Source organism: Ruminococcus sp. (assembly GCF_024691275.1).
Taxonomy (GTDB): Bacteria; Bacillota; Clostridia; order Oscillospirales; family Ruminococcaceae; genus Ruminococcus.
This window is the reverse complement of sequence record NZ_JAILNU010000087.1, coordinates 1-23,589: the sequence shown is the minus strand read 5'-3', so window position 1 is coordinate 23,589 and position 23,589 is coordinate 1. Positions and strand designations below refer to the sequence as shown.

17 protein-coding genes and 1 pseudogene are annotated in these 23,589 nt (G+C 44.0%); 8 read left to right on the top strand and 10 right to left on the bottom strand.

Annotated features, from left to right (window positions below):
* Positions 1–10: 10 nt before the first annotated feature.
* The 4 genes from K6G33_RS10610 to K6G33_RS10595 all read right to left on the bottom strand — a co-directional run bounded on the left by K6G33_RS10610 (position 11) and on the right by K6G33_RS10595 (position 5,381).
* Positions 11–976, bottom strand: coding sequence for a carbohydrate kinase (locus tag K6G33_RS10610; protein WP_296779235.1), 966 nt, complete (start codon positions 974–976; stop codon positions 11–13).
* Positions 966–2,300, bottom strand: coding sequence for a glycoside hydrolase family 32 protein (locus K6G33_RS10605; protein ID WP_296779233.1), 1,335 nt, complete (start codon positions 2,298–2,300; stop codon positions 966–968). The genes K6G33_RS10610 and K6G33_RS10605 overlap by 11 nt, the downstream gene beginning before the upstream one ends.
* Positions 2,301–2,305: 5 nt before the next feature.
* Positions 2,306–4,231: a PTS transporter subunit IIBCA gene (locus tag K6G33_RS10600; protein WP_296779231.1), complete on the bottom strand. Its 1,926-nt coding sequence runs from the start codon at positions 4,229–4,231 to the stop codon at positions 2,306–2,308.
* 160 nt (positions 4,232–4,391) lie between these two features.
* Entirely contained in the window at positions 4,392–5,381 is a 990-nt protein-coding gene (locus tag K6G33_RS10595; protein ID WP_296779230.1) for a LacI family DNA-binding transcriptional regulator, read from the bottom strand.
* A 205-nt stretch (positions 5,382–5,586) separates the two neighbouring features.
* Here K6G33_RS10595 and K6G33_RS10590 point away from each other — a divergent pair, with 205 nt between their 5' ends.
* The 3 genes from K6G33_RS10590 (at position 5,587) to pncB (ending at position 8,219) form a co-directional block, all read left to right on the top strand.
* Positions 5,587–6,405, top strand: coding sequence for an NUDIX domain-containing protein (locus K6G33_RS10590; protein WP_296779228.1), 819 nt, complete (start codon positions 5,587–5,589; stop codon positions 6,403–6,405).
* A gap of 64 nt (positions 6,406–6,469) precedes the next feature.
* Complete coding sequence (locus K6G33_RS10585; RefSeq protein WP_296779226.1) at positions 6,470–6,994, top strand: cysteine hydrolase family protein; 525 nt, start codon at positions 6,470–6,472, stop codon at positions 6,992–6,994.
* A 19-nt stretch (positions 6,995–7,013) separates the two neighbouring features.
* Entirely contained in the window at positions 7,014–8,219 is a 1,206-nt protein-coding gene (gene pncB / locus K6G33_RS10580) for a nicotinate phosphoribosyltransferase (RefSeq protein WP_296779224.1), read from the top strand.
* Positions 8,220–8,276: 57 nt separating this feature from the next.
* Here pncB and K6G33_RS10575 read toward each other — a convergent pair whose 3' ends face one another.
* Together K6G33_RS10575 and K6G33_RS10570 are read right to left on the bottom strand one after the other, a co-directional pair.
* Positions 8,277–9,341, bottom strand: coding sequence for a hypothetical protein (locus tag K6G33_RS10575; RefSeq protein WP_296779222.1), 1,065 nt, complete (start codon positions 9,339–9,341; stop codon positions 8,277–8,279).
* Complete coding sequence (locus K6G33_RS10570; protein WP_296779219.1) at positions 9,328–10,059, bottom strand: RNA polymerase sigma factor; 732 nt, start codon at positions 10,057–10,059, stop codon at positions 9,328–9,330. Before K6G33_RS10570 ends, K6G33_RS10575 begins: the two co-directional genes overlap by 14 nt.
* A gap of 418 nt (positions 10,060–10,477) precedes the next feature.
* On the opposite strand from K6G33_RS10570, the gene K6G33_RS10565 reads away from it, so the two are divergent.
* Entirely contained in the window at positions 10,478–12,106 is a 1,629-nt protein-coding gene (locus tag K6G33_RS10565) for a hypothetical protein (RefSeq protein ID WP_296779216.1), read from the top strand.
* 224 nt (positions 12,107–12,330) lie between these two features.
* Here the strand turns inward: K6G33_RS10565 and K6G33_RS10560 are convergent, their stop codons facing one another.
* The 4 genes from K6G33_RS10560 to K6G33_RS10545 form a co-directional block, all read right to left on the bottom strand.
* Positions 12,331–14,925, bottom strand: a complete 2,595-nt coding sequence (locus K6G33_RS10560; protein WP_296779214.1) for a YfhO family protein — start codon at positions 14,923–14,925, stop codon at positions 12,331–12,333.
* Complete coding sequence (locus tag K6G33_RS10555) at positions 14,922–15,659, bottom strand: PIG-L family deacetylase (RefSeq protein WP_296779211.1); 738 nt, start codon at positions 15,657–15,659, stop codon at positions 14,922–14,924. The genes K6G33_RS10560 and K6G33_RS10555 overlap by 4 nt, the downstream gene beginning before the upstream one ends.
* Positions 15,660–15,810: 151 nt before the next feature.
* The gene (locus K6G33_RS10550) at positions 15,811–16,419 is read right to left on the bottom strand and encodes a M48 family metallopeptidase (RefSeq protein WP_296779210.1); all 609 of its coding nucleotides are present in this window, start codon (positions 16,417–16,419) and stop codon (positions 15,811–15,813) included.
* Entirely contained in the window at positions 16,419–17,342 is a 924-nt protein-coding gene (locus K6G33_RS10545; protein ID WP_296779207.1) for a YwqG family protein, read from the bottom strand. Before K6G33_RS10545 ends, K6G33_RS10550 begins: the two co-directional genes overlap by 1 nt.
* Positions 17,343–17,613: 271 nt before the next feature.
* Here K6G33_RS10545 and K6G33_RS10540 point away from each other — a divergent pair, with 271 nt between their 5' ends.
* The 4 genes and pseudogenes from K6G33_RS10540 to K6G33_RS10525 form a co-directional block, all read left to right on the top strand.
* Positions 17,614–18,183, top strand: a complete 570-nt coding sequence (locus tag K6G33_RS10540; RefSeq protein ID WP_296779205.1) for a haloacid dehalogenase-like hydrolase — start codon at positions 17,614–17,616, stop codon at positions 18,181–18,183.
* Between the two features lie 165 nt (positions 18,184–18,348).
* A complete protein-coding gene (locus K6G33_RS10535; RefSeq protein ID WP_296779203.1) occupies positions 18,349–20,949 on the top strand; it encodes a dockerin type I repeat-containing protein in 2,601 nt (866 codons plus the stop codon).
* 286 nt (positions 20,950–21,235) lie between these two features.
* The gene (locus K6G33_RS10530; protein ID WP_296779201.1) at positions 21,236–22,960 is read left to right on the top strand and encodes a hypothetical protein; all 1,725 of its coding nucleotides are present in this window, start codon (positions 21,236–21,238) and stop codon (positions 22,958–22,960) included.
* 353 nt (positions 22,961–23,313) lie between these two features.
* A pseudogene (locus K6G33_RS10525) lies at positions 23,314–23,589 on the top strand (glycoside hydrolase family 11 protein); the annotation flags it as partial.

The window sequence follows — 23,589 nt, the reverse complement described above, 5'->3', positions numbered from 1 at the left end:
GATATCCTCCTTATTTTTTAAAAAGTTCGGCAATGGTCGGGTACGATGCTATCGCACCGTTTTTTTGCACACTATATGCGCAGAATTCATTGGAGAGGTCAAGGCACTCTTTCAGGACTTCGCCGCTCAATGTGCTGATAGTATCTGCGGTGACAGCGAGACTGTGCAGCTTCCATAGGAATGAGCCGATGAAGCCGTCACCTGCACCTGTTGTGTCAATGGCTTTAACCTGACGTACAGGACTTTTTGCAGAGGCGTTCATGGTGTAAGCGTGAGCGCCGTCCCTGCCGCAGGTATATATTACAAGTTTGGTGCTTCCTTTGAGAAGCACGGGGAGAGCCTTTTCGATATTGTTCTCGCCCGTGATGAATTCCAGCTCCTCGTCGGATATCTTAATGATATCCGCGAGAGGCAGAAATTCGAGAACTGTCTCACGCAGAGCCTCCTTGCTCTTCCACAGCGGAAAGCGCAGATTGGGGTCGAAGCTGATGATGCCGCCGTGTCTTCGCATTTCTGAGATTGCGGCACGGTGGGCTTCCTTCATCGGGAAGTCTCCCAGTGATACGCTGCAAAAGTGTAGAGCGTATGCGTCTTCAAACAGACTTTCCGTAATATTTTCGGGAGCATAAAGCATATCTGCGGAGGGATCGCGGTAGAACGAGAACGTTCTATTGCCGTCAGCTCCGATGCTTACGAATGCAAGAGCTGTTTTGGCTTTATCGGTGAGCTTTATGCAGGAGGTATCGACTCCGCAGCCGTTAAGTTCATTGAGTATCCTGTGTCCGAAGGGATCATCTCCCAGCTGAGTGAGCAGACGCGATCTGCCCCCAAGTCTGGTATAAGCTCCGCATACATTTGCGGGAGCTCCTCCGAGTTTGGGTGAAAATGCTGTTACCTCGCCGAACTGACAGCCGCTTTTGTCGGGAATGAAGTCAATAAGCGCTTCGCCGATAGCGATCAGCATATCATTGTTCATCGAGCTTCACCTCCAATGCATCGAGTTCGTAAAGAATGCCGCTCATGCCGCTGAATTCGAGTTTTACCTCAGTATCGCTCGGATAAAAGCGGGTGCTGAGTACCTTTTCGCCGCCGTTGAGGTATACCTCGATGGACGAGGTATCGGCAAGGAGCAGCAGCTCTTTGCAGTCGCTCAGAGCAGCTTTTCTGACAGTTCTGCCGCCGCTTGCATTGTCGTCAGTAAATCGCAGAGTGAATACGCCGTCTACAAAGCTCATGGTGAGATAACCGCCTATGTTTAGCGTGAACTCTTTATCGGTATCAGCGACAAGCTCAAAGGGAAGAGGGGTGGTCATACCATTTTCAAGATCGCGGTTTTCACGGCGGAGCTTCCGCATTTCACGTACAGGGAGCTGAAGAAGTGAGCCGTCTTTTGCGGCTGTTACTTCACGCGGAACAGTCAGACAATGCTGCCAGCCGAGTTCGACCGTAGGATTTGTATATGGTATATCGCCAATTCCCATCCAGCCGATGAGAATTCGCCGTCCGTCGGGAGTTTCAAAGGTCTGCGGCGCATAGAAATCAAATCCGCAGTCCCATTCGGTGAAATCGGTAAGTTCACCGTCAGCGCGGAAGTATCCCGAGCTGTACACGTTCTGAAAGCGCATTTCCTCATGTGCAAGTCCCTGCGGAGATACGCTCAGGTAGCTGTGGGAGCCAATGGTAAAGAAGTCTGGGCACTCCCACATATAGCCCATATCGGGTATGCCGAGAACATGATCGTATTCCCAGCTGTTCAGGTCTGAGGACTTGTACATAAGTACACAGCCCTCATTACTGAGAGTTCGTGCTCCCAGAACCATGCGGTATATATTTCCGTCTTTCCATACCTTCGGATCGCGAACGTGACATGAGCAGTAGTCGGGATAATCCTGATTGCGCAGGACAACCTTTTTTTCACTCATGTTGTGCCCGTCCGAGGTAGTGACCGTGATGACATTGGCACCGCGCCCCGAGGTAACGTAGTCGTGGTCGCCGTCTTCTTTGACGTTGCCTGTATAGAACAGGTGGAGCATATCATCTGCGGCGATTCCGCTGCCTGAGTACACACCGTTCCTGTCCTCGGGGATATCGGGAACGAGAACTGTTCCCGTATATGTCCAGCGGAGCATATCCGTGCTGCACCAGTGTCCCCAGCACTTGTCTCCGTCGCCGCAGGGATCATCGGGAGCGTACTGAAAATAAACGTGATAGCAGCCATTGAACCAGCTCAGACCGTTGGGGTCGTTGAGCCAGCCGCTTTTCGGTTCAAGATGCAGCTTTTGACGCCAGTTGTTTTTCATTATCCTCATCCCTTTTTAGTTTCAAGGAGTTTACCGAGAAAGTCGATTTTTCCGTCGGAAGCCTGGTTTATCTCAGCGAAGTCGTCGGCATTTGTGATGATGATCGGAGTTATAGTGTTATAGCCCTTGCTTTCGATAAATGACTTGTCGAAGGTTATAAGTGTCTGACCGCGGCGGATTCTGTCGCCTTCCTTGACATGACCTGTGAAGCCGTTTCCGTTGAGCTCAACTGTGTTGAGACCTATGTGAATAAGAACGTCCATGCCGTTGTCAAGTGTAAGACCGATAGCGTGGTTGGTATCGAACATAGTGCTTACTTCGCCGTCGGCAGGTGCTATGACCTTGCCTTCGGAAGGAGCTACAGCAGCTCCCTTGCCGAGGATCTCGGTTGCGAATGTCTCGTCAGGAACATTTTTCATAGCGACGATAGTTCCGCTGATAGGGGAGTATACGCAGCTGTCGTCGTATGAAGTTTGGGGCAGAGTATCAGCGGAAGGCTTTTCAGCTTCGCTGTTGGAGTTTTTTGTTGATGGGGCAGGCTTTTCGGAGCTGCTGTCCTTTTCGGACTTCTCGTCCTTGAAAAGTATCCATGAGATGCCGAATGCAGCTGCGAATGATACTATTATAGTAATAAGATATCCGAAGAAGCATTCTGTAGTTATCAAAAATCCAAACAGTCCTGTAACACCGTTTGCAGTAGCATATACCTTCATGACAGATGCTGCCATAGCGCCGCAGGCACCGCCTGCCATACCTGCAATGAGGGGCTTGCCGTAGCGTACATTTACACCGAAGATAGCAGGCTCTGTGATGCCCATAAATGCTGAGAGGGAAGCGGGAAGAGCCATAGATCTGAGCTTTCGGCTGCGTGTTTTGAGAGCAACTGCCAGTGCAGCAGCACCCTGTGCAACGTTTGCGGCAGTAGCGATAGGCATCCATGTGTTCTGACCGTTATCGGCTATCATAGCGAGCTCGATGGCGTTGTACATATGGTGTACGCCTGCAACGACTGTAGGAGCATAAACACCGCCCATGATGAACGAACCTAAGCCGAGAGGGAGAGCGATGAGCCATTTTGCGCCGTCAAGTACCCATGTTTCGATCTGTGAGAAGACAGGGCCGATAACAGTCATTGTGAAGAATGAAGTTACCAGTACAGATACAAGAGGAGTAACAAAGAGGTCGAATGTTTCGGGAACGCGCTTGTGGAGCCATTTTTCAATGGTACACAGCATCAGTACCGCGATAATGACAGGGATAACGTGTCCCTGATAGCCTGTATTCTGTATGTTCCACAGCCCGAACCATGACCATAGGGTACTCGTTTCAGCACCGCCGCCTGCGCTCCAGGCGTTTACGAGGTCGGGGTGGATCATTATCATACCCACAACAGCACCGAGGTATATATTGCCTCCGAATATTTTAGCTGCGCTGATCGCAATGAGTATGGGCAGGAATACGAGAGCTGCGTTCGAGAAAATATTGAGCAGAGCGAAGAGATCGGAGCCTGCCAGCGACGGTTTTGCTTTTGAAAGGCCGCCTAAAATGCCGTTCAGAAGTCCTGTTGCAACTATTGCGGGAATAATGGGGACAAATATATCGCCGAGGGTCTTTATTGCACGTTTGTACCACGGTGCTTTTGAAGCGGCAGCCTTTTTCACGTCGTCCTTGGAAGCTGCCTCGACACCTGCGATACTGATGAATTCGGCGTATACCTTATTTACCGTACCTGTTCCTATAATTACCTGAAGCTGACCTGCGGCTTCAAATACGCCCTTAACTCCGTCGATATCCTCAAGGACGCTTTTCTGTACCCTGCTGTTGTCTGCGATAACAAGACGCAGTCGTGTCGCGCAGTGAGCGGCACTTACGAGATTATCCTTTCCACCTAAAGCTGAAAGTATCTCTGCAGCACATTGTCTGTGATCCATAATACACCTCTCCTTTTGCCAGAGCAGAATGTTCAATACAACACGTAGAATTTGTGGTATTGATTTCATATCATGGCTATATTATATCATGTCGATTACAAAAAATCTATTGACATTATGGCAAAACATCACAAAAACATTCAGTAGGTTTCACACAGTTTCATATTTTGTTCGTGGATTGACGCTCAATGACGTAATAATCCAGTTGCAGCACCCTTGGGATAAGGTCGGGCTGCTTTATGGCGGAAAGAAGCATTTTTGCAGCTTCGCTGCCTGCGGTCTTGTAGTGCAGATGCGCCGTAGTTATGGGAACTGCGGCTATCCTGCCTACTTTGCTGTCGCCAACAGAGGCTATCATTATATCCTCGGGGATACGCAGACCTGAATCGCGGCAGTACATTATTACACCAAGCGCTATGGTATCGGTCGCGCAGAAAATACTGTCGGGCAACTCCTTGCCCGAAAGCAGATGCTTTGCCTTTTCGTAGCCTGAATCCATGGTAAACTCGGCTATTTCCATGAACTCTTTGCGGATCTTGTTGCCTGATTCTTCGATTGCCTTTATGAAACCGTTGTAACGAGCTTCGCCTGCGGCTTTGTCCTCGGGATCAACGCCGATATAAGCGGGCTTGACCGAGCCTTTTTCCAGCATTATTCTCGTGAGATTTCTTGCTGCGCCGTAATCGTCGTGGCAAACACAGTTGAAGCCCTTGTGCTTCTGTCCCACAAGTATCACAGGAACGTGCATTTTGCTCAGCACAGCCCTGTGAAGATCGGTGAATACTGTTGAGAGCAGTATTACGCCGTCTACACGATTCTGGCGAAAAAGTTCCAGCGATTCGATCTCCTTGTGGTAGTTGTTGGACGTGGTTACGAGGAGCAGCTCGTAACCGTATTCGCTGAGCACAGAGCTTATGCCGTCGGTGACTCTGGCACAGCTCTCGCTGGAAAGTTTCGGCAGTATCACTCCTACCAGCTTTGTGATGCGTGTTCTGACCGAACGAGCCGAAATACTTGGGGAGTAGCCTGTTTTTTCTATAGCTGCCTCAATTTTTTCACGTTTGTCCTTGCTCAGGTAGCCATCGTTGAAGTATCGGCTGACTGCTGATTTTGATACTCCAGCTGCCTTTGCAAAATCTGAAATGTTCACGATGCATCCCTCCTGAAAAAAGTGGTAACGATTTCATATATATTATACCATGATTTCATATGAAATGCAAGTGCTTATATTATTATTCTGCAAATATATAATAATATAGTAAGGAAAATTTTTTTGGAAAAATTTCAAAAAAGACTTGACATCTTATTACTTTTGTGATATTATCATAATAGAAATAACACAGGAGGCGTTGATAATGGGCAGCGAAAAGGAATTTCTTCAAAACTATAAGCTCAGCGATTATGAGCGTCCCTCGGTCACTGCCGATGTTGCGGCTTTTATGGTGAGTTCGGGGGATAAGACCGATTACCGCCGAAATCCTGAGAATAAGCTTCAGATCCTTCTTATAAAGAGGGGAGGATACCCGTTCAAGGATATGTGGGCACTTCCCGGAGGTTTCTTGCAAAAGGGCGAGACTGTCGAGGAATGTGCCATGAGGGAGATATATGAGGAGACCGATGTAATGCCAGTCTCTATCATGCCGGTGGGAGTTTTCAGCGCTCCCGACCGCGATCCCCGCGGCTGGATCATCTCAAATGCCTACGTATCCATAATAAGTGAGGAGTCCGTAAGACAGGTCGGAAAAGATGATGCTTCTGACGCACAGTGGTTCAGCGTGAGCTTTGAGCGCGACGGCGACATCTATCATCTTAACCTCACTTACGGCGATACTGAGCTTAAAGCTGTGCTTGCCGAGGAAAAATCACATTTCGGTCGTACAGAATTCAGGATCGTTGACAGCGGCAGACTTGCTTTTGACCATGCGTCTATAATTGCAGAAGCGCTTTCGGCTCTCAGATCAGAGGCAAAGAACTACGATACTATCCTTGATTTTCTTCCTGAAAAGTTCACACTGACGGCTTTTCAGAAGGTGCAGGAAACTATCATGAACGTTTCTGTTCTGCCTGCGAATTTCCGCAGAATGGTCAGCAGCTACGTTGAGGAGACAGATGAGTACGTAAGAGGTGAGGGGCATCGTCCCGCAAAGCTCTACAGACGGAAAAATAATTCTTGACTCAGATGTGGATACTGAGTTATAATGTAAGTAATATATTTTGACTACAGGAGGTCGTGGCCTTATGAAAAAGTTTTTAGTGATCGTTGATATGCAGAAGGACTTTATTGACGGAGCTCTCGGCTCGAAGGAAGCTTGCGCTATAGTTCCTGCTGCTGTGAAGAAGATAAAAGACTTTGACGGCGAGATATTCGCTACGCTGGATACTCACTTCGATGATTATATGGATACAGCCGAGGGCAAAAAGCTCCCTGTACCGCACTGCATCAAGGATACAGACGGCTGGAAGCTTAACAAGGATATCGCCGACGCTCTTAAAGGCAGGAAATATACTTTGGTCGAGAAGTATACCTTCGGTTCGGTAAAGCTTCCCGAGCTCATCAAAAAAGCCGCAGGGACTGAAGAATTCAGCATTGAGCTTATAGGACTCTGCACTGATATATGCGTTGTCAGCAACGCACTGCTGCTGAAAGCGAACTTCACGGAAACTCCTATCAGCGTTGATGAAAAGTGCTGTGCAGGCGTAACTCCCGAAAAACATAATGCAGCTATTGAAACTATGAAGAGCTGCCAGATAGATATACTCTGATAATGAAAGGAAGATAATTATGAAACTTGAACCTATTGTTATTTCGCTTCTTGATACAGACCTGTATAAATTCAATATGGATCAGGTCATTTTCCATAAGCATACAGACCTCTGCGGACAGTATTTCTTCAAATGCCGTAATAAGGACGTTGTTTTTACTCCCGAGATGCTTCAGGAGATAAATGAGCAGATCGACCACCTCTGCTCACTCACATTCAAAAAGGAGGAGCTGGACTATCTCCGCTCAATACGCTTCATCAAGAACGACTATGTGGAGTTCCTGAGATTGTGGAGACCTATCCGCGATTACGTTACAACGAGTCTGAGCGATAACGGTGAACTCTCGATAGAAGTCAGCGGTCCGCTGTTCTCGGCAATGCAGTTCGAGATCTATCTTCTTGAAATCGTCAACGAGGTGTACTTCCGTATGAAGTACGATTATGATAAGCTCCGCAAGTCTGCGGAAGAAAAGCTCGACGCTAAGATAAAAGCTCTCAACGACGGAACTTATACATTCAAATTCGCTGAATTCGGCTGCCGCAGAAGACTTTCCCGCGAGTGGGAGGACGTTGTGGTGAAGCGCCTTGTTACTGAGACAAAGAGCTGCGTGGGAACTTCAAATGTGTATCTCGCAATGAAGTACAACGTTACTCCTATCGGAACTTATGCACATGAGTTCGTGCAGATGTATCAGGGAATAGACAGCATACCCCTTGCATACACCAATCACTACGCAATGAAGGACTGGTACGACGAGTATGACGGCGATAACGGTACAGCTCTTACTGATACGGTCACAACAGACCTGTTCCTGCTGGACTTCAACCGTTCAATGGTCAATAACTATACGGGTGTTCGTCACGACAGCGGCGATCCCTATGCATGGGGCGAGAAGATGATAGCTCACTATAAGAAGTACGGCGTTGACCCTAAGACAAAGCTCCTGCTGTTCAGTGACAGCCTTGATTTTGACAGAGCCCAGAAACTACACGAGTATTTCTGCGATAAGACGAAGGTATCATTTGGTATCGGTACTTTCTGCTCGAATGATACAGATGAAAAGGCTCTTAATATAGTTATAAAGCTTCAGTATGTAAACGGAAGACCCGTCGCAAAGCTTTCAGATGATATCGGAAAGGCTATGTGCCGTGACGATGAATATCTCAGCTACCTGAAACGCTCGGTGGATTTCAGGATACAGAGAGAATCCGACAAACAGAAATAATGAAAAAACAGCCATGCAGAAGTTATTCTGTATGGCTGTTTTTATGAGATGAATGTGTTAGGATTCTTTTTTCATAACAAAGGCTAATGCGACCAATACATCATCTGAATCGTTGTACGCAAAATCAGCTGCAAATGATATCGTGTCACCGGGTTTTAATGAATGAAAATCAATATTTGAATTATTCATAAAGGTATTGAATCGCCAGAGCTGTCCGTCCTCTGTTGTGAATTCGTAGGTGCTTTCAAAAGATGCTATCTTGATGTTTCGTGCTTCCATTTTATAATATACGTCCGATTTAAAGCTGAAATTAGAGTATGAATGAAGCAGCTTGTAATCAATTATGGGAGCAGTGTCAAAAGGCTGCCCCTTGTGACCATAATATTCCTCATAAGGTGTAGTGTCGATGGAAGTGAATTCATCTTGGTAAGTATCGGGATCATATTCAAAATCCGAATCTTCTATGTAACCGTCAACAAAATAGTATATGTCGTCGTTATTATCATATACAAAGTTGGCGTTGTATTGAAGCCTGTCTCCCGTTTTGAATCTTCCTCTGTAGTTATTGGCACCGTATTCAAGACTTATGGTGTTGCCGTCATCTAATTCGAGGATATCGCCTGATGCATGGGTGACGTTTGCGTGAAGGCTGTTCAAGTATAAAAGCGGCTTGTCTGCGATCTTTGAAGGCTTTTCGGGATCGAGAGGAGCTGTTGTGACAACAGTTTCCTCCTGCGGCTGTCCTATGACAAGAGTTGTGGTGGTTTCGGTCTCAGCAGTTGTAGTTTCTGTTGTTGTCGTTGTTGACGCAGTGGTTTCGGAAGTTGTGTTTTTTGTGGTCACAGCAGACTTTTTGGTCGTAATTGCCGTAGTTGAGGCATCTGTTGTGGTGTAGGGATTCTTGCTGCTCTTATTTGACCAGCTGCTGCTTGCAAGCTTGGGGAGAGATTTTATGGCACTGCGGATATCGTCGTTCTGGAGCAATACTACACAGAGCACAGCAGCTATTCCCGCACCTGCGAGAACGTTGCGTCTGATTATGGAGCTGCGTCGTTTTTTCTCAGCGATACGCTGCTCAGCTTTTTTGAAGACGCTCTGAGTGACCTGTTTATAGTCCTTCATAAACGAAGCCCTCCTTTTCAAGCTCAGCTCTCATCGCTTTTTTCCCGCGGCAGATAAGGTTTTCCATTTGCTTTTTGGACTTATGCATTATCTCAGCCGCTTCCGAAATGCTCAAACCCTCGATATAGACAAGGTGAAGTGCCTGACTGTAGTCTGTGTTGACATTTTCGAGTGCATGATAAAGAGTGATATTCTGTTCTTGCTGGATGTATGAGGCTTCAAGATTTTTCTGGTCAGATATATCGTAAAGCTCATCAATGGGAAGGGAATAGTTCTTTGATCTCTTTTTGATATAGTCGCAGGTTATGTTCCTTCCTATGGCATAGAGCCATGTTTTGAAGGAACTTTTTCCTGAATATTTCGGGCGTTTGACGATAAGCTCGACAAAGGTCTCCTCCATAAGCTCCTCAGCTTCGCAGATATTGCGTATCATACTGTTGATATATAGTGAAAGACCGTCCTTGAATTCACGTATCACTTCCGACATACCGTCGTTGTCGCCGTCTAAAAAGCGCTGATAATCCAGAGCACCCTTCCTGTTCCTAAGCTTTTCTTCTTCGGAACGGTTTTGCGGTTTATCAAATATCGTGCTGTCGTCATCGGGAGAGAGCAGCATCTGTAATGCTATTGAAAAAACATCGTGATACGCAGCAGCATATTTCAGGAATTTATTCTTCGGTTCGTATAGTCGATCTGTTTGCGGATAAGTAGAGATCATGCTCCTGCCTCCTTAACATTATTATTCAATTGATCTCTTTTTTTGCTGAAAACACTCATCAGAAAGATATATTTTTTAATTTTAATTTATTCATACAAAAGAAGTAATTGTATATTGTTAATTATAATACAATCTTTCAGAAGTGTCAAGGATATTTTTGGAATTGGTATATTACTGAATTATTTGCCTATATACGGTCATTTTGTATTTTTTTCAAAAAAATGAAAATTTTTTTTGAAAAAAGGTGAGTGTTTTTTTTATCTTGAAAGACTAATAAGTGTAAAGGTTTTGAAACCTCGCTCACAGATCTATAGATCATAATAATTATTTGAGAGGACGCTCTCTGAAATAAAATATCAGGACATGAACGTAAATTATGTGTATCCGAAAACAGGTTGTTCATAAGGAGGTATTTATAATGAACATCAAAAAAAATCTGGCAGTTGCTCTTTCAGTAATAATGTCACTTTCTGCACAGATCACAACTCCTGTCGTAGCTGCTTCTGATGAGACGGCTCCTGTAAATGTGACCGAGGGCATTAATGCAGGTGAGAAGGCAGCAGACACTGAGTTACAGACTTTTGCAAAGCTCCCAAGAGTTACTCTGGAATACAGCGGCGTTGAAGTCGTTGATTCTACTGATGAGGTGATAGAGCTCAAAGACGGAAAAAGGCTCTATGTTGCCTGCGGAGAAAACAAAAAATACAAATATATGTTCAAAAAGGGAAATAAGATAGATATTTCAGGCGTGTTTGCTTACAGAGAAAGTGAAGATATATATTTTAACTGTACAGGTGAGATAGCACTTACACCTTGTACGGACACAACAAAGGATGAAGCTCTCGAAGAGAAAATAGCAGGACTTCCACAGGTCGAGCTGTCAACATTGGGAGAATATGTTATCGAAAGCACTGAAGATACGATACTTCTTAGCAATGGCATGAAGGTGTTCGTAAGCTGCGGTAAGCAGAAGTATACCGATATGTTCAAATTCGGTAATGAGATAAGCATTGATGGTGTTCTGGCTTATGATGCTGAAGAAGATATGTACTATAACGTTGATTCAAACATTTATATCCACCAGTATGCAGAGTGTTTCTCTTACAGCACTGAAGAGGAACTTCAGGAATACTTATCAAGACCAACTACCTGTGTGGAGGAAATAGTTGTTCCGACAACAACTACTGAAGCATATATTCCTACACTCAGAGAAGATGATGTGAAGCAGCCGGAGGGGAAATATCCTTTCCATTATTACTTCCAGACTCTTTATAAGGTAGAAAAGACAGTTACTGTTCACGAGATCGATTACGGTGCTGTAGTCGATGAGGACGGTATCAGATGGCTGTTTGATTCAAGAAAGCAGGACATCTATGAGTTAGGACACGGCGATGTTATAAAGATCGACGGTTGGTTCCTGTATTATCCATGGCAGGATGAGTTCAGCGTATTTGACGGCGGATATGAGCTTATCTCTGAAAGCAATGATTACGAGAAGTATGCAACAATCGAGATAAAGGACGAATTCCCACATAAGGTGCTTGACAAGAGACTTTCATACTTCGGTAATATAGCTTATAATATCGAGCTTGAGGATGCAGTAGTTACTGAGAAGGTAGATGAGGAATTACTCATCCTTAACGATAAGCTTCCTGTCGCTTTTAACATAAACACAAGCCCTGACCTTGCTAATGTAAAGGTCGGCGATCACATTGCCGTAACAGGTTGGTTCGTTTTCCTTGACGGTTTTGATATATATTCAACATCAACAATTTCAAAGGATTGGAACGACCTCACTTACTACGGCAAATTCAGCATAATCCCAAATAAGGAAGAGAAAGTTTCTGATCTGAAGGGCGATTCAAATGTTGACGGCGGTACTGATCTTGCAGATTCAGTTTTCGTAATGCAGAGCCTTGCAAATCCTGAAAAGTACACACTCACACCACAGGGTGCTAAAAATGCTGATATTTACGGCAACAACGATGGTGTTACCAACATGGACGCTTTAGGTATCCAGTATATGCTCTTACACAAAGAGCTTTAAGTTATTTTGGTAATTTCCCCCTATTACCATTCCAGTTCATTTCATTATCATAATTCATATACTCATTTTACATTCACGGATATGATTTAATTTATCCATGCTCCCTATTGTTTAAACTCCTCTGATAAGCTTTCCATCCATAGGCTTTCAGGGGAGCATTTTTTTGCAAAAAGCTCTCAGGATACCTTCCTGAGAGCTTTGGTACTTTATTCATTTCACAGTATTTACGAACGTGCTGTACTGCGCTTCTTTGAAGCTGATCGGCGGCGGAATATATGCCTTAGGATAGCATATATCAGCTTTCTGTCATAGATTATGTCGATTATCATGCAGAGTATCAGCAGTGATAATCCCAGTGCAGAGAGGGCTTTTCCTGCGGTGAGCATGGGAGCTTTGAAGCGTATCTCCACATTATGTTCTCCCTGCTTAACAGGGAAGCCGAGGAAGGCTTTGTTGATCTTTACCGGCTCGGTTTTTTCGCCGTCAATGAGGAGCGTGAAGCCCTTATGGAAAACCAGACTTGTACAGAAGTATCCGTCCGACCGAGCATTTATGTCGCCGCATATCATGTCGCCGCGAGAAACGCGCATATCCGGCTTGAACGGGGTGCGTTCGGCAGCCGGATTTCCGAGCACATTCGGGTCAAGGGCAAACGCGCTGATATCGGAGATATGCACCTCTTTGCCTGTGATGCTGATATCGAGAGTATCCTTCATATCGGAAATAACGTATTCAAACCAGTTGTTGTGATTGCAGTACTTCCATTCGGGACTGCTGAGAGTGTTCTTCACGCCGTTGATCTTTATTCGGATATCGTCATTGGTCTCCCAGTTGAATTTGCCGATATTTTTGGGATCTGAGACATGGAAGCGTATGAGCAGCAGCTTTCCCCGTACATTCTCGGGCAGCTCATAGCTGAACTCAGCTGAACCGCCGACAGTTCTGATGACTTTTTCGCCGTTTTCGTCATAATTGTCGGAATTCCTGAATATATCACCTATATCCACAGGCTTGAACTCCGAGCGGAAGTCTTTGTCGGGAATATCATCGGGAACGATAGTATAGCGCATGAGAGCATCTATCTTATCGGGATATCCCAGTGAGGAATACTGCCTTTCGCTCATGGTTTTAGCGCTGAAATAAGCCATAGGGAAGGCATTCTTGTTTTCATAGAGGAAATATCCGTCGGGAGTTTCCTTTATTTTTTCAAGTCCGCAGTAGCTTACGGGCTGATTCGTTATATAGTAACGGTTGCCCATAAAGCTGTTGAAAAATACGTTGCGTGTGCGTGTGGTAAGAGCCGAATTGCGGTACTCGTTTTCGTTGAACATCTCATTGAAGTAGAAGCGGTTGTAGTCCTGAGAATGGATCGACGAATACAGTGTATCCTGATAGTGGCTGGGAGAGTACACCTTATTGACGGTATAAAGCCTTGAGGTATCTATAGCTGTGCGGTAGAGCTCGTTTTCGGGAAGCTGTGATACCAGCTCGGACACGGTTTTTGAGTTGGCGGTATCGTAAGCCTTTATATTTGTGAGCTCGTCATAATGATTTCCTAAAACGCAGGCTGTGAACGGAATGATAAAGAAAGCACATATCAGGAACTTCTTATGAGTTTTGCTGTATGCGTAAACAGCGATCGCTGCAATGAACGCATCGGCAAGAAATGCACCTGTAAAGAGCGACATATCGTTCACAAAGAAAGATACGGCAGAGATCATGACAAAAACGATGATAAGGCGTATCCCTTTGAAGCGATCCAGCTCTTTGAGCATATCAGCTGTAAGAGTAAGTGCCAGCGGCAGGAACGGGAACAGTACCTTCGGGTCTGCATAGAGAGTTCCGTTAAGCACGTACAGGGTAAGCGGGAACAGTGCGAATGAGAAGATGAGTACTGCTGTGAATCTCTGGCGGCGGTTTCCCTTTGCAAGGAAATACAGTGCCGAGAATACGCCGAATCCTGAAAGTCCCATAGCTGAGTTGTAATATGTCAGCTTATCAAAGCGTATCTCGGGGACAAGCGAGATTAGTGAAAAAGTACATTCCGATACATCTCTGCCGCAAAGTATCACATGGAGTGTCGGAAGAAGCAGTATGGAAGCGGAAAGCACTCCTATGCCAATGTATAAGGTATATGGGATAAGCTTCCTGAAGTCGGGACTGCCCTTTTTTTCGAGTGTCAGCCATATACCGTATGCAATAAGTGACATGACTGCGGACATGGCAAAGAAGTAATTGCACATAACAGTGAGAAATGTCCCGAAGGCAAGAAGCGACCTTTTTCCCGTGCGGAAGTACAGTTCTGCTCCCTGTATGGTGAGGAGCAGGAACGGCATATATGAAGTGAACATTATATGCCTGTGGGTATTGAGAATGAGCGGTGTGGAAAACGCGAAGAAGAGTACCGTAAGGAAAGAGATCTTCAGCGTATAACGCCGTCTGAAAAGCAGGTACAGTTCACACTCGGAAAGGAGCGCTCCGAGTATAGCAGTGAACATGATGTATTTTCCCATTGGTATCGAGGGAAAAAGGTATGACGGCAGTATGAGCGGAGAAAAAAGTCCGTAATACGATAGCGAGAAGATATTCTCGCCACCGCCGATATTTGGGGCATAGGACGGGAAAAGTTCTCCCGTAGCATAAAAAAGTGTGCGAAGATATTCGGGGACAGCATAGTGCTGAGAGCTCCAGTCAGCCTTTGAACCGTAGACCGTATCGGGGCTGAGGCAGGAGAATATTATCAGCAGCGTAACTGCAAATATGGTGCATATTGCAGGTATGTCCCGCCGCAACGTAAATTTATTCTGATATATGTTCATTTTGTGGTATATTCCTTCCAGTTTTCATACGGAAACATATGCGAAAGATTTCTCATGACACGTTTCTGAGATTTGTAGATGCTGCATTGGTCGGTCTTTTTGTCAAGTCTGTCCTGTGGGATAGGTGTGAGTTTGCTTGCAGCAGAGCTCATATCCGCGGCTTTGTAGTAATCGCCGAAGAAATACAGCTTGTCCGCGCAGTGTGTTTCGTTGAACGCCTGAACCGTCAGTCTGTTTGTGAACTTATGGTGGATATGACCGTATTCGCCTTTGGGATTATGGGTCACAGCCGTATCCCAGTGCTTGGCAGACATCACAAGGCTGATATCGGCTTCGATATCGTCCTGTATGCTTGTCCAGTTAGCGCGTCTGAAGTTAACCTTGTCGGGATAATCGAGTATGAGCGGGATATTTCCCGAGCTTGTTACAGCCTCACGAAATTCGGAAGCTCTTTCCGCGTTATTTCCGTTGGTGATACATACCACAAGATAACCGCCGTCCAGCAGATGGGAACCGCCCCATATGGTCTCATCGTCAGGGTGAGCGACTATCATGATATTGGAGGCTCTGCTGAGATCAAGCTCATTGATGCGGCTTTGTGTCAGCGGAGCTACCGAAAAGGCATTTTTGCGGTTTATGCAGAAAATGCCTGCGATCACCGCAGCTGTGCATATCAGGACAGCTGCGGCAATGATAAGATTCCTTTTAATATTATTTGATTTTTGATTTTTCATGGCAGTTATTGTACAGCACGAAGCTGCAATATATGTTATAAGTGTTTATGTCTTATTGTATTATAGCATATGGATATGAGCTTATCAAGTAAAAGATAATAGGCACATATATCTGTAATTCGGCATATTTTACCAAAACGTATATCAGGTATCACTGACCCTTTCCCATGGTCAGACGCTTAATAAGGATACCGCCGCTGTCTTTCAGCCAGCTGCTGCACTTGTCGTAATCAGGGAAAACGCTGTATATTTTGCTGTAGAACAGCTTTGAATGATCCATGTGGATACGGTGGCAGAGCTCATGCACCACGATGGAATCAAGCACTTCGGGCGGAGCTTCCATAAGCAGGCAGTTAAAACTGAGGTTGCCCTTTGAAGTGCAGCTTCCCCACTTTGTCTTCTGAGCGCGTATAGTTATCTTTCCGTAGGTGACACCCAGTTTTTCAGCGTAGAACCTTACGCGCTGAGGTATTATTACGGCAGCTCTTTCAGCCATTGAGCGTATGTCCTGAGCAGAGAAGGGTTCGAGCTGCTGAGCCATTGCATATGCCTGACGCACTTTCTCTGAGTGCTTTTCTATCCAGCTGCGGTGCTTGTCTATGAATGAAGCTATTTCACTCTCAGGACACTTCATGGGTACACGTATGATAAGATGACCGTCCTCGGCTATCTGTAAAGCAAGAGTTTTGCGTCTGCTGCGGATAAGCTGAGAATTTTCGGGAAAGGTACGGGCTGCCGATGCATATTGCTTTTTCATCATCAGCAGCAGTCCCAGTTGTACAGCACATTTGAGAAGATACGCTCTTTAAGCTCCTCAGGAGTGCAGAAAAAGCCGCAAACACCTGAATCTCCCCATATCACCTTAGTTTCTTTGCCACTGTAGTCGCTGTCGAGCTGGAAAAGCAGCACTGTTATTGCGTCGTCTTCATCGCGGGGATCCCATTGAGTGAACATTGGGTAGCCGCCGAACTTGTGTCCGCTGTTTTCAGTGTAGTTCCATATCATCTCATTTATATCGTCGCCGAGATCATCAGGGGACTCGATAGGATTTTCGGGACATAGCTTGTTGAATATCGGAGTGAAAAGCTGTGAAAAGTTGAAAACTGCCGACGGTACAGCTTCTTTTTGCAGAGTAAATACCATGCCGTACTCGCCGTTCACAGGTGAATCGGCTTCGGGGAGGGCATCGAGCCTTGCGCGGACAGCTTCTTCTGTGACGGTGTCGTCGATAGTCTCATACCATATAACACGGCTGCCCCCTTCATTGAAAAGTCCGTATCCGTCGTCCCTGCCTATCCAGAATTGCAGCAGTCCGCTGTGGGGAAAATCAGGAAGGTCTGACAGTTCGCGGCAGTCTGCCTGTGCAAGGAACTGCAACGGGTCGCCGTTTTTATCGGCGGGGATATCCGAGTCGGACGGAAGATACGGCAAGCCGCCGACCTTGCTTGCAAACAGTGAAGCAGGAGCGTCTGTTAGACTGAACCGCAGAACGGGTTTCAGAGTGTCCCTTTGCAGCTGTTCAAGGACCTTTTTGGCGATGTCCATGTCTTTCGCTTCATCTCGGTCATCTTTTTCAGTCGAAGCAGATTTTTCCTCGGGAAGTGCGGCAGGCTGTTCGGACTTCTCTTCCTGTACATCAGGACTTTGCAGGGGCTTCTTTTTAAAAATATCAAATAATCCCATATATCATTTTCCTTTCAGTTCTGATATTAAAGTGTACTCATTATAGCATATTTGTAGAAGGATTTCAACTTTTACAGTATGCATTGAAAATGTCTTTGCTTTTTTTATATTTATATGGTATAATAAATACAAGACCAATTATTATTTTATCTAAAAGCCCATGCAGATGCGCAGGTCAAAGATCTGCTCCCTGCAATCCGGCAATTATACCGTAGCGCTGCGCTTTTACGGTATGATCCTTAAAACAATCCTTTAGGAAGAGGTGATGTTAATGAAAGTTTTTGACTTCGACAACACGATCTATAGGGGGGAAAGTTCAGTCGATCTTGCACTGTTTATGATAAAGAACAATAAGAAGATACTTCTTTATCTTCCGTCTGTATTCTATAATATGATTAAATACAAGCTGTGTCTGGTAAAAAAGGAAAAGCTGCTGAAAAAGATAAATAACTTTATGAGCAAGATCATCGTTGACAGACAGGAGCTGATGGATTCTATTGAACAGTTCTGGAAGAAAAAGCTCCACAAGCTGGACAGGGATATGCTGAAAAGAATAAAAGAGGACGACGTTATAATTACGGCGGGTCCCGACTTTCTGATACATGGGATAAAAAAGCTGCTGAATACAAAGAATATCATAAGCAGTGAGATCGACGACGAAAAAAATGAAATGAAGTATTTTAATTTCGGCGACAACAAGGTCAGAAGATATAAGGAAATATACGGCAATAAACGTATAAATTGCCTGTTTACGGATTCGTACAATGACAGAGCGCTGATGGATATAGCCGATAAGGTCTTCATTGTGAAAAAAGGCAAACTTAAACTCGTGACCAAATAATTCCTGAAGCAGCTCCGCTTAAGTGCGGAGCTGTTTTTTTGTGGATTACGAATAGTATAGTTTGATAAATGTTAACAGTTTGTTTACAATTACTTCCGCACATTGTTGTTCTTTTTTCGTTATACTTTATATACAGTTCATTTTTTCCAAAAGGGAGGGCTTATTATGAAATTATACAAACAACTATTCGCATTTCTGGCTTCAGCAGCAATGGTAATGTCGTCAGTGACCTCAACATTTGCATCGGCAGATATTTACCCTGATGATGAGTGGGAATATGTAGACGGATACTACAGGGAGCGAATTCCTGACTGGGTGCCCAAGACCTATCTTGACGCGCTGGAATTCAGCAACGAGCACGGTTCGGCTTATACTCAGGGAAAGCATATGTGCATCGTTCAGCAGCGTACAGATGAAGTGCCGGAAGCAGGATACTATGATATCTCTTCGGAAGTTGAAGGAAGCGATGATGCAGAATCGTACAGGGTTTATTATGCTGATCTGCGTTTCAGCAGGAATGATATCCCTGATAAGAGCGATACCGAAGCCTATGAAGCATTCATGGAAAGACTTGATGCTGTCGGCTGTGATATTGAGCATCTTGGCGATGATAACTATTTCAGGGTCGAGGTATATACAAGCCTTTACCAGACCGTTGATGTCACGGTGAAAACAGGCTCGGAGTCTTATGTGTATACGTTCAAGAGGTCGGGTCTCGAGGGCGAGCAGCTTGATGTGTTCAGGTTTCTGCCCGACTGTCCCGCAGAGTATGACGAGTTCATCAAGGAACACGGAAATCTGTGTGCGTATGAGGATTATATCGTTTACTGCGGAGATGTTCCCGAAGCAGCAGGTTATAGGCTTGAAATGAGGCAGAGCGGAAGCGGCCGTATAGCGGAGATGTTAGGCTACAATGTGGAAAAAAGCCTTCCGAGTATGAGCTATATTACCGACGGCGGCACAAATAGAGTAGTAAGGCTGTATAAGGTGGTCTCAACGGGAAATATCGACGTTGAATTCACAGTGACTTCGCCGGATCATAAGAATGATCAGACTATCAGCAAGAATTTTTCTATCGAAGCATACGAATCACTTTACAGAAATTATAAAATAGTTGAAAATCATACTGAGCTTCCCGAATGGATACCCACGGACTTCGATTCTGCCCGTGAATTCGAGTGCAAACACGGTGCTACGTACATACAGGACGGATATATTGTCTGTGTCCGCAGAATGCAGTCTAACGGTGAAGATTACAACACATATATTTCTTCCTTCAAAGATGCTTCTGTGTCTGATAAAAGCGGAACAGGAGCTTCACAGAAGCCTTCAGCAGGATACATGAATGTTCCTGTAGAGTATGAGAGCAGGGTATCTTCAAAGATATACGGGCTTGGTATCCCCAAAAAGCCTGACAAGAATGATAGAGAAGAATACAATAAGTACCTTTCGGCGCTTGAAAAGTATGGCCTGAATGAGAAGAATGCCAATGATGCGCTTACAGGTCTTTGCTACAGCGTTGAGGTGTTCAAGCCGGAAGCTTCTTCATGGCTGGAGGTAAAGTGGGATTGTGCTCCTGTAAATGTCGAGGGTGAATATCAGCGATTCTGCCGCCTGAAGTTTGAGACAGATGAGGACGGAAATATCAAGGAGACCGATCTTTTTGGCTGGCTCCCTGACTGTGTAGCTGAGGCTGAGGAGTTCGCAAAGGAAAACGGTGTGGTATCAGTACGCGACGGATATATCATCTTCTGTCAGGCTTCACACGGTCATTACCTTGAGACCATACAGGACGGTATCCCTGAAGTAAAGGAAGTATTCAAGTATTATTTCAATAATCCGCACATTCTTCCCGTAGAAGGTGATGAATACGCTCAGGTATTCCTTTATAAAGGAACAAGACCGGGAACGACCAAGATGACTTTCAATTACAGCGGAACTGTTGAGGGAAAGGAAACAAAGTTCTATCGCTTCGATATCAACTGCAATGTTGAGGAGATCAGCGCACGAGAGTTAGATCCGCTCATAAAGGGCGACTGCAACTATGACGGTGCAATGGGTATCTCCGACGTTGTTACTCTACAGTCGTGGCTCTTAAACAAGGGCAAGCTCAAAAAGGCTGAAAATGCCGATATAAACGAAGACGGTGTTATAGATATTTTCGATCTTATCAGCATGAGAAAAATGCTCTTGAACGGCAGTGCAGCACAGTTTGGGCTCGTTAGTGACCCAAAGCCGATGCTTGTATGCAAGTATGAGAATCATGCATGGGGAATTCAGCAGCGTATAACTGTCTATGATGAGAACGGCGACGGCTACAGCATGGAGTATTATCCGTATGAAGATAATTACGCTCCCGCTAATGCATATGACAAGCTCATAAAAATGGATAGTTCCGCCGATACGAGTTGGTATGACACTATTTCAGGATTTATCGGAAACAATAGAGCAGTCAGATCACGTATGCCTGACGAAGTAATAGGCAGAACAAGAAAGCTTTCAGATGAGATAAGCGATCATGTGAATGATAAGTCGACTGAAGGTGTTGGATTGATGAACGATGCAGGTCAGTCTACGATATATCTTATCGGAGCCGACAAATCAGGAAAGCCAATGGCTAAGTTTTTGTTTACGTCAGGAGATTGTCTTAGCTGGGTGGATTGTAAGGAATTACAGGATTATATAAAGTATCTTAGCTATTCATCGTTTGGCCCCGATATTTATTATATAAATATCCTTGATAACAATGTAATTTCACCATTCTGAGAATAAAAATGTCAGAGCAAAAGAAAACATGATATAGATATAATAACAGAACTGACTTCGCAGGCAAAGCGGAGTCAGTTCTGTTATGTGTGACCGTAGACGGCGGAGATTTGTGAGAGGTGTATATTTTTTGCTGTCAGATTTAAAAAAATATGTAATTAACATTAAATTATTTGCTCATTTGTCCGATGTGAGTTGAATGTGCCGAGAGTGTATGATGTAAGCGCAGTTTTATCACACAAGATAAACAGCTTTACATAAATTTGATCCAGAAAGGAAAATTAAAATGAAAAAGAATAAAATTACAGCTCTTGTTGCAGCTTTTGGCATGATCTCAACTCTTGCATCAGTTGTACCAAGTACATCAGTATGTGCATCAAATGAACTGCCGTCAAGTGTAGACCTCAGTAAATCAGAGTATTTCCCGGAAGATTATATAGATCAGGGAAGAACATCTTCGTGTACAGCTTGCGCAAACACTTATTATCAGTTTACATATGAAGCAAGAAAAGCTTTACGCAAAATTGATCCAAAGGCGGATATAGATTTTACATATTCACCGTATTCAACATATACACAGGCTACCGGCGGATGTAATTGTGGTACAACTTTCTCAAATAATTATTCTGTTTTAAAGCACAGAGGTGCTCTTAAAATGAAGGATTTTCCTTATGATACATATTATGGGATATATTGTGATAATACGGGAAAACTTAGTAATATTTCTTACTTAATTAATTGGCGCTATGAAGAGCTTAGTAAAAAATATCAGGACTTATATGAAAAGGTAAATGAAAAGTATTATAGACGAAAAGGTGAATATATCAGTTCTGACGAATTTGAAAAACTTAGTGAAAAAGAAAAAGAAAACTTTATTCCTGTTAATGGAGAAGATCTTTACTACCGAATTGACAAGAAATACAGAGCAATTCCAAGAGATGAGCAGGCACTCTTTGAAGCACTTGGGGTAAGAGTGGATAATTACGAAGAAAAGAAATTGTATGATGACCTTAGCGAAGATGAGTTTATAACATACATCAAGGAAAAACTGAATGAGGGAAAAATTGTAACAACTTCAACGCATTACGGTTATAAAAATAATATATTTGGTATCACAGAAAAAAATGGCGAAAATAACGTTATTATCTATCAGAATGTAGTAACAGATAAAAATGGTCATCACGCTTTGACAATAGTTGGATATGATGATAATTTTGAGTATGATATAAACGAAAACAAAAAAATAGATCCGGGTGAAAAAGGTGCATTCAAAGTATATAATTCCTACGGAGATGATTTTGGAGTAAAAGGCTGGCACTGGGTAATGTATGATGCGGTATATGCTGAAAGCAGATTAGAGAAAAAGCCGGATATTGCACAAGGAGGATTAACAAGAGCTAACGCATTTGACAATGCATATACTGTAAATGTTTCTAAGAAGAATATAAAGCTTGTTTCAGAAGTTGAAATACTGACAAACAATTTCTATGATGTTTCTATTGGTAATGCTTGCGGTAAGCATGAGCTTGAGAGAATTGAAAGTGTGGATACGAAGTCATCTGTTGTATACAGCGGTCCTTTTTTCACAGATATAACAGAGCTTTGTGAAGATGGACGCGGAAACGGAAGAAGCTATAAAATAATTGTTGAAAACAGAAATAAAGCCGGCAATACGAAAATAGTTACAAAGTCCATATGCATAAAGGACGATAAAGGAAATATTGTTGTACCGAAAAAGCAGTATATCTCAGATGACGGTGCTGCTGAAAGATTAAAAGTACTGGCACCGGGTAACTATTTTGAGGATTATCTTTCTATCAATCTGCCAAGAGGCGATATGAACTACGACGGCGCATACGATGAGAAGGATTATGCTGTTGTAGAGGCATATTTCGCAGATCCTGAGCACAGTGATCTTTCACAGTTCCAGCTTGAACTCCTTGATGCAAATGATGACGGCGTTCGTGATGAAAACGACCGTGCAATCCTCTTAGGCAACACAAACGACTGATATTTTACATTCTTCGTTTAAAATATTATAATTACGAAAGAACTCTTGCGGCGGAAATACTGCAAGAGTTCTTTTATTTAACAGCTGCTGGAAGAAGATTTATCCAACAGCTGTTTTTACGTTTACTTGTATAAAGTGCTAAAAAGTGTTCTAATCATTTATTGCTTTTTTGTAAACGTTATTTGCGGTTTTTGCTGTATAATCTTTACAAATCTGTACAAATGGTGTATTATGAGTGAAAACAAATAATTTAGGCGTTATTTATTTAGTATTTTTATCCTACTTCTACTAAAAGGAGGGCAGATTCGTACACACATATTCAAACAAATAATACAGAATGAGGAGTTGGTATTATGAATTTTAAAGGATTGAAACGATTTGTCAGCGGTACGGTTTCAGCATTGATGATTGCATCAAGTATGCCGATGATATCAAATGCTGCCGACTATCAGGATAAAGGCAGTATAGGCGGATTCGACTGGGAAGTCTGGAATCAGAACGGTCAGGGCAACTTCTCTTGGAAGCCTTCCGCAGGTTCTTTCACCTGCTCATGGAGCGGCATCGAGAATTTCCTTGCACGTATGGGAAAGAACTATGATAGTCAGAAGAAGAACTATAAGGCTTTCGGA

Bases quoted from the DNA above. Each gene is read 5' to 3' on its own strand.
- K6G33_RS10585 (WP_296779226.1), top strand. From the start codon at position 6,470: ATGAAAAAGTTTTTAGTGATCGTTGATATGCAGAAGGACTTTATTGAC.
- K6G33_RS10590 (WP_296779228.1), top strand. From the start codon at position 5,587: ATGGGCAGCGAAAAGGAATTTCTTCAAAACTATAAGCTCAGCGATTAT.
- K6G33_RS10555 (WP_296779211.1), bottom strand. From the start codon at position 15,659: ATGAAAAATCAAAAATCAAATAATATTAAAAGGAATCTTATCATTGCC.
- K6G33_RS10535 (WP_296779203.1), top strand. From the start codon at position 18,349: ATGAAATTATACAAACAACTATTCGCATTTCTGGCTTCAGCAGCAATG.
- K6G33_RS10570 (WP_296779219.1), bottom strand. From the start codon at position 10,059: ATGATCTCTACTTATCCGCAAACAGATCGACTATACGAACCGAAGAAT.
- K6G33_RS10545 (WP_296779207.1), bottom strand. From the start codon at position 17,342: ATGGGATTATTTGATATTTTTAAAAAGAAGCCCCTGCAAAGTCCTGAT.
- pncB (WP_296779224.1), top strand. From the start codon at position 7,014: ATGAAACTTGAACCTATTGTTATTTCGCTTCTTGATACAGACCTGTAT.
- K6G33_RS10560 (WP_296779214.1), bottom strand. From the start codon at position 14,925: ATGAACATATATCAGAATAAATTTACGTTGCGGCGGGACATACCTGCA.
- K6G33_RS10575 (WP_296779222.1), bottom strand. From the start codon at position 9,341: ATGAAGGACTATAAACAGGTCACTCAGAGCGTCTTCAAAAAAGCTGAG.
- K6G33_RS10565 (WP_296779216.1), top strand. From the start codon at position 10,478: ATGAACATCAAAAAAAATCTGGCAGTTGCTCTTTCAGTAATAATGTCA.
- K6G33_RS10540 (WP_296779205.1), top strand. From the start codon at position 17,614: ATGAAAGTTTTTGACTTCGACAACACGATCTATAGGGGGGAAAGTTCA.
- K6G33_RS10610 (WP_296779235.1), bottom strand. From the start codon at position 976: ATGAACAATGATATGCTGATCGCTATCGGCGAAGCGCTTATTGACTTC.
- K6G33_RS10550 (WP_296779210.1), bottom strand. From the start codon at position 16,419: ATGATGAAAAAGCAATATGCATCGGCAGCCCGTACCTTTCCCGAAAAT.
- K6G33_RS10530 (WP_296779201.1), top strand. From the start codon at position 21,236: ATGAAAAAGAATAAAATTACAGCTCTTGTTGCAGCTTTTGGCATGATC.
- K6G33_RS10605 (WP_296779233.1), bottom strand. From the start codon at position 2,300: ATGAAAAACAACTGGCGTCAAAAGCTGCATCTTGAACCGAAAAGCGGC.
- K6G33_RS10600 (WP_296779231.1), bottom strand. From the start codon at position 4,231: ATGGATCACAGACAATGTGCTGCAGAGATACTTTCAGCTTTAGGTGGA.